Annotated in this window: 5 protein-coding genes; all 5 read right to left on the reverse strand. The window is 36.2% G+C overall.

The annotated features are described in order from the left end of the window. Positions 1–1,069 (reverse strand): aspartate kinase (locus ACZQCL_RS06035; protein ID WP_482482239.1); only part of this gene is annotated, 1,069 nt, incomplete at its 3' end. A 44-nt stretch (positions 1,070–1,113) separates the two neighbouring features. Continuing rightward, on the reverse strand, positions 1,114–2,235 hold the full coding sequence (locus ACZQCL_RS06040) for an amidohydrolase (protein ID WP_482482240.1): 1,122 nt from the start codon (positions 2,233–2,235) through the stop codon (positions 1,114–1,116). Continuing rightward, positions 2,235–3,359, reverse strand: a complete 1,125-nt coding sequence (locus ACZQCL_RS06045) for an amidohydrolase (protein WP_482482241.1) — start codon at positions 3,357–3,359, stop codon at positions 2,235–2,237. Before ACZQCL_RS06045 ends, ACZQCL_RS06040 begins: the two co-directional genes overlap by 1 nt. After that, positions 3,359–4,483 carry an amidohydrolase gene (locus tag ACZQCL_RS06050; protein WP_418521755.1) on the reverse strand — a complete coding sequence of 375 codons (1,125 nt, stop codon included), beginning with the start codon at positions 4,481–4,483 and terminating at the stop codon, positions 3,359–3,361. The genes ACZQCL_RS06045 and ACZQCL_RS06050 overlap by 1 nt, the downstream gene beginning before the upstream one ends. Beyond that, positions 4,483–5,159, reverse strand: a 677-nt coding sequence (locus ACZQCL_RS06055; protein WP_482482242.1) for an amidohydrolase family protein, incomplete at its 5' end; no start/stop codon positions are given. The genes ACZQCL_RS06050 and ACZQCL_RS06055, both read right to left, overlap by 1 nt.

Raw genomic sequence — 5,159 nt, forward strand, 5'->3', positions numbered from 1 at the left:
CACTTAAGATGTTTAATACTTTACTGGCAATACCTGAATGTGTAGAAATACCAAGTCCTACTAAAGACAATTTGATGTATCCAAGCATTTGATGTACAGGATACTCCTTTGAGGCATGTTCCATGATTTGATTACTTTGTTCTTCAGAACAATATAAAGTAAAGTTGGCTAGGCCTTCATCATCTAATTGTTGTGAAATTGTATCTAGGTTGATATTTAAATTGGAAATCATCTTAAATAGTTTTCCTAAATAAACACCATCGTTAGGTAAGTGCATAAAGCGCATGATCGCATAGTCATCTTTTACACTTAAACCTGTAATTGGCATATCTTCTAATTCTTTATGCATAATCCAAGTTCCTTTCTCTAAATCTGTTTCCAAAGCTTTTCCTAAGAAAAGGGGAACATTATATTTACTAGCAAGTTCGACGCTTCGAGTTTCTAATACTCCAGCTCCTAAACAGGCCATCTGCATCATTTCTTCATAAGAAATGGATTTTAATTTTTTAGCACGCGTATATAATCTCGGGTCAATTGTATAAACTCCATCTACATCGGTAAAGATATGGCATTGATAGCCAAGTTTTGCGGCAATCGCAACCGCTGTTGTATCACTTCCGCCACGACCTGAAGTAGTGATGTCTCCATATTCAGTAGCACCTTGAAAGCCGGCTACAACAACAACTTTTCCTTGATCCAAATGAGCTTGAATTGTAGTTGTATCAATATCTTTGATCAAAGCACGAGAATGGTGTTTACTAGTAAGAAAACCTGCTTGATAGCCAGTTAAACTGATTGCATCCAAACCTATTGAATTCATCGCAATCGCAAGAAGTGTAATTGTTTGTTGCTCACCCGTAGATAATAAAGAATCCAATTCTCGTTTGTTTGGATTGTTTGTGACACTATGAGCTAATTCTATTAATTTATTTGTGGTTTTTCCCATGGCACTCGCAACAATGACTAGATTGTGACCTTGTTCTTTCATGTGTTTGGCATGAAGTGCAATAGCCTGAATTTGTTCAATTGTTCCAACGCTGGTTCCACCATATTTTTCAACTATATTCATATTTTATTCTCCAACTACACTATTTTAGCATATAAAAAGCTGTCTTAGACAGCTTTTGTTCCATCAATATATACATTTTTTATTGTATTATTTAAATCAATCAAACTTTTTGTACAAATTATAAAGTCAGCATCTTTGCCAGGTTTAATAGAACCAACTCGATTCTCTAAATGTAAGATCTTAGCTGGATTGATTGTGATGGCCTTGATGGCTTCTAACTCTGGTAGTCCTGCCTTATGTGCAAGTGCAGCATTTAATGGCAGATATTGTTGGGGATTGAATGGGGAATCGGTTGTGATCGCAAACAAGATTCCTTTTTCATACATCTTATTTGGAGTTTCAAACGAATCGTTGGCACATTCAAACTTATCTTTATGACAAAGACTTGGTCCACAAATACATGGAAAACCACTCTCTTTGATTTGATCTAGAATTGCTTGTGAATCTGTCGCATGATCTAAGGTGATTTCAATATCGTATTCTTTTGCGATACGAATTGCCGTTAACATATCATCGGCTCTATGAGCATGACACTTTAAGGGAATTTCTCTTTTGACAACAGGAATCATCGCTTCTAGCTTTTGATCATAGTCTACATCTTTATCAGATTCTTTTTTCTTCATGTATTCCTTTGTCTTTTCTAATGTTTCTCTTAATAATGCACTAATCTGCATACGCGTATCAATTTTCTTTCCTTTGTAGCAATTCTTTGGATTTTCACCAAAAGCCGCCTTCATCGCAATTGGATTTTGAATGGTCATTTCATCGATACAATTTCCTTTTGTCTTATATGCAAAGAATGTACCACCAATCACATTGGCACTACCAGGTCCTGCAGCTACCGTTGTGACTCCTGCTTCTAATGCAGTTTGTACAGTTTCATCCATTGGATTACAACCATCAATGCCACGCATGTTTGGAGTGATTGGATCTGTGATTTCATTTAAATCATTGCCCTCAAAACCAATAGCCGTTTCTTCCATGCCCAAATGACAATGGGCTTCTACCATGCCTGGATACACATTGAATCCCGAAAGATCTTGGATATCTTCATCTTTGGGTTCTAAATTCTTCCCAATTTCTGTAAATACACCTTTATCGACTCTAAAATCACCGATAAAGGGTTCTTCTTCCATGGTATAAATAGTGGCGTTTTTAAAAAGCATTAAGCGGCCTTCTTTCCGTCGACATAAACAGCTTTGATTTCATTTGTAGTATCTAGAATGTTCTTTGTACAAATCACAAAGTCAGCGTCTTTACCTTCTTTGATTGAACCTAAACGATTGTCTAAGCCTAAGATTTTAGCTGGATTGATTGTGATGGCTTTAATAGCTTCATATTCAGGAAGACCAGCTTTAGCGGCTAGAGCAGCACTTAAAGAAAGGTATTGTTGAGGCACTACAGGAGAGTCTGTAATGATTGAGAATAAAATACCAGCTTTATATAGTTCGTTTGGTGTTTCAAATGACATATTCGCAAGCTCAAATTTTGATTTGTGAGTCAAAGCAGGTCCACAAATACAAGGGAATCCACTTTCTTTGATTTGAGGAATGATACAACGAGCATCTGTAACATGATCTAATGTTACTTTAATATCATATTCTTTCGCAATGCGAATCACTGTTAAAATATCATCGGCTCTATGACAATGGCACTTTAATGGAATTTCTCTTTTGACAACAGGAATCATCGCTTCAAGCTTTTGATCATAAGCGACATCTTTTCCAGCTTCTTTTTTCTCCATATATTCTTTAGTCTTAGCTAGAGTCTCTCTAAGTAGTGCACTAATTTGCATACGCGTATCAATTTTCTTTCCTTGATAACAACGCTTAGGGTTTTCACCAAAGGCTGCCTTCATAGCCAAAGGATTTTGAATGCTCATTTCATCAATACAGTTACCTACGGTTTTATACGCAAAGAAAGTTCCACCAATCACATTGGCACTACCAGGACCTGCAGCTACCGTTGTAACTCCACCTTTTAATGCGGATTCGATTGTTTCATCCATTGGATTACATCCATCAATACCACGCATATTTGGTGTGATTGGATCTGTGATTTCATTGACATCATCACCTTCAAAACGAATGGCTGTTTCTTCCATACCTAGATGGCAATGACTTTCAACTAAACCAGGGAATACATATAGACCATTTAGATCTTGCACATCTTCACCAACATCTGGTGTCAAATCTTTTCCTACTTGTGTAAATACACCTTTATCAATTTTAAAATCACCTACAAATGGATCTTGTTCCATTGTATAAATTGTTGCGTTCTTAAATAACATTATGCTTCCTTCTTTCCATTGACATATACTGTCTTAATTTCATTTTGTGTATCTAAAATATTCTTTGTACAAATCACAAAGTCTGCATCCTTACCAGTTTTAATAGAACCAATACGATCATCCAGTTTTAAAATCTTAGCTGGATTGATTGTGATGGCCTTAATGGCTTCATATTCTGGAAGACCAGCTTTTGCGGCTAAAGCTGCACTTAATGATAAGTATTGTTCGGGTACTACAGGAGAGTCTGTGATAATGCAGAAAGGAATACCGGCTTTATAGAATTCATTGGCCGTTTCAAAAGACATGTTTTTAACTTCATATTTTGATTTATGACCTAAACAAGGACCTAGAATACATGGAAAACCACTCTCTTTAATTTGTGGAATAATACTTCTTCCATCTGTTACATGATCTAATGTCACTTCAATGTCATATTCTTTCGCAATACGAATCACGGTTAAAATATCATCGGCTCTATGACAATGGCACTTTAATGGCATTTCCTTTTTAATAACCGGAATCATCGCTTCTAGTTTTTGATCATAATCTACTTCTTTTCCAGCTTCTTTTTTCTCCATATATTCTTTAGTCTTAGCTAGAGTTTCTCTAAGTAATGCACTGATCTGCATACGCGTATCAATTTTATTTCCTTGATAACAACGCTTAGGATTTTCACCGAATGCGGCTTTCATCGCCAAAGGATTTTTAATTGTCATTTCATCAATGCAGTTACCTGCAGTTTTATACGCAAAGAAAGTTCCACCAATCACATTAGCACTACCTGGACCTGCAGCGACTGTAGTCACTCCGCTTTTTAATGCTTCTTTAATTGTTTCATCCATTGGATTACAGCCATCGATGCCACGAATATTGGGCGTAACTGGATCTGTGACTTCATTTCCATCTTCGCCTTCAAAGCCAATGGAAGAACATACCATACCTAGATGGCTATGAGCATCAATAAGTCCAGGGAAGACATATAAACCAGATAAGTCTTGAACAAAGTCGTCTTCATTAGACTGTAAATCTTTTCCTACTTCAGTAAATACACCTTTATCAACTCGAAAATCACCAATAAAGGGATCTTCTTCCATAGTATAAATCGTCGCGTTCTTAAATAACATTACACGGCCTTCTTTCCATCAATATAGACAGATTTGATTTCATTTGTCGTATCTAGAATGTTCTTTGTACAAATAATAAAGTCAGCATCTTTACCTGCTTTAATAGAACCTACGCGATTATCGAGTTTTAAGATCTTAGCTGGATTGATTGTGATAGCTTTGATAGCCTCATATTCATCCATACCTTCTTTTGCGGCCAAAGCGGCACATAAAGATAAATATTGTTCTGGAATAACTGGAGAATCGGTTGTGATGGAAACTAAGATTCCAGCTTTGTTTAATACGCCAGGCGTTTTAAAGGATTTGGATTTCAATTCAAATTTTGTCTTATGGCCAAAACTAGGACCACAAATACATGGATATCCACTTTCTTTGATCTGTTCGACAATGCATCTTGCATCCGTCGCATGATCTAAAGTTACTTCAATGTCATATTCTTTCGCAATACGAATGACAGTTAAAATATCATCGGCTCTATGGGCGTGGCACTTCAATGGTAATTCTTTTTTGATAACTGGAATCATGGCTTCAAGCTTTTGATCATAAGCGACATCTTTTCCAGCTTCTTTTTTCTCCATATATTCTTTAGTCTTAGCTAGAGTCTCTCTAAGTAATGCACTAATCTGCATACGCGTATCAATTTTCTTATCCTTATAACAACGCTTAGGATTTTCAC

The organism is Holdemanella sp. (assembly GCF_056804935.1).

What these genes read in the sequence shown, in the direction of transcription:
- ACZQCL_RS06040 (WP_482482240.1), bottom strand. Translation starts at nt 2,235, where the DNA reads ATGCTTTTTAAAAACGCCACTATTTATACCATGGAAGAAGAACCCTTT.
- ACZQCL_RS06050 (WP_418521755.1), bottom strand. Translation starts at nt 4,483, where the DNA reads ATGTTATTTAAGAACGCGACGATTTATACTATGGAAGAAGATCCCTTT.
- ACZQCL_RS06045 (WP_482482241.1), bottom strand. Translation starts at nt 3,359, where the DNA reads ATGTTATTTAAGAACGCAACAATTTATACAATGGAACAAGATCCATTT.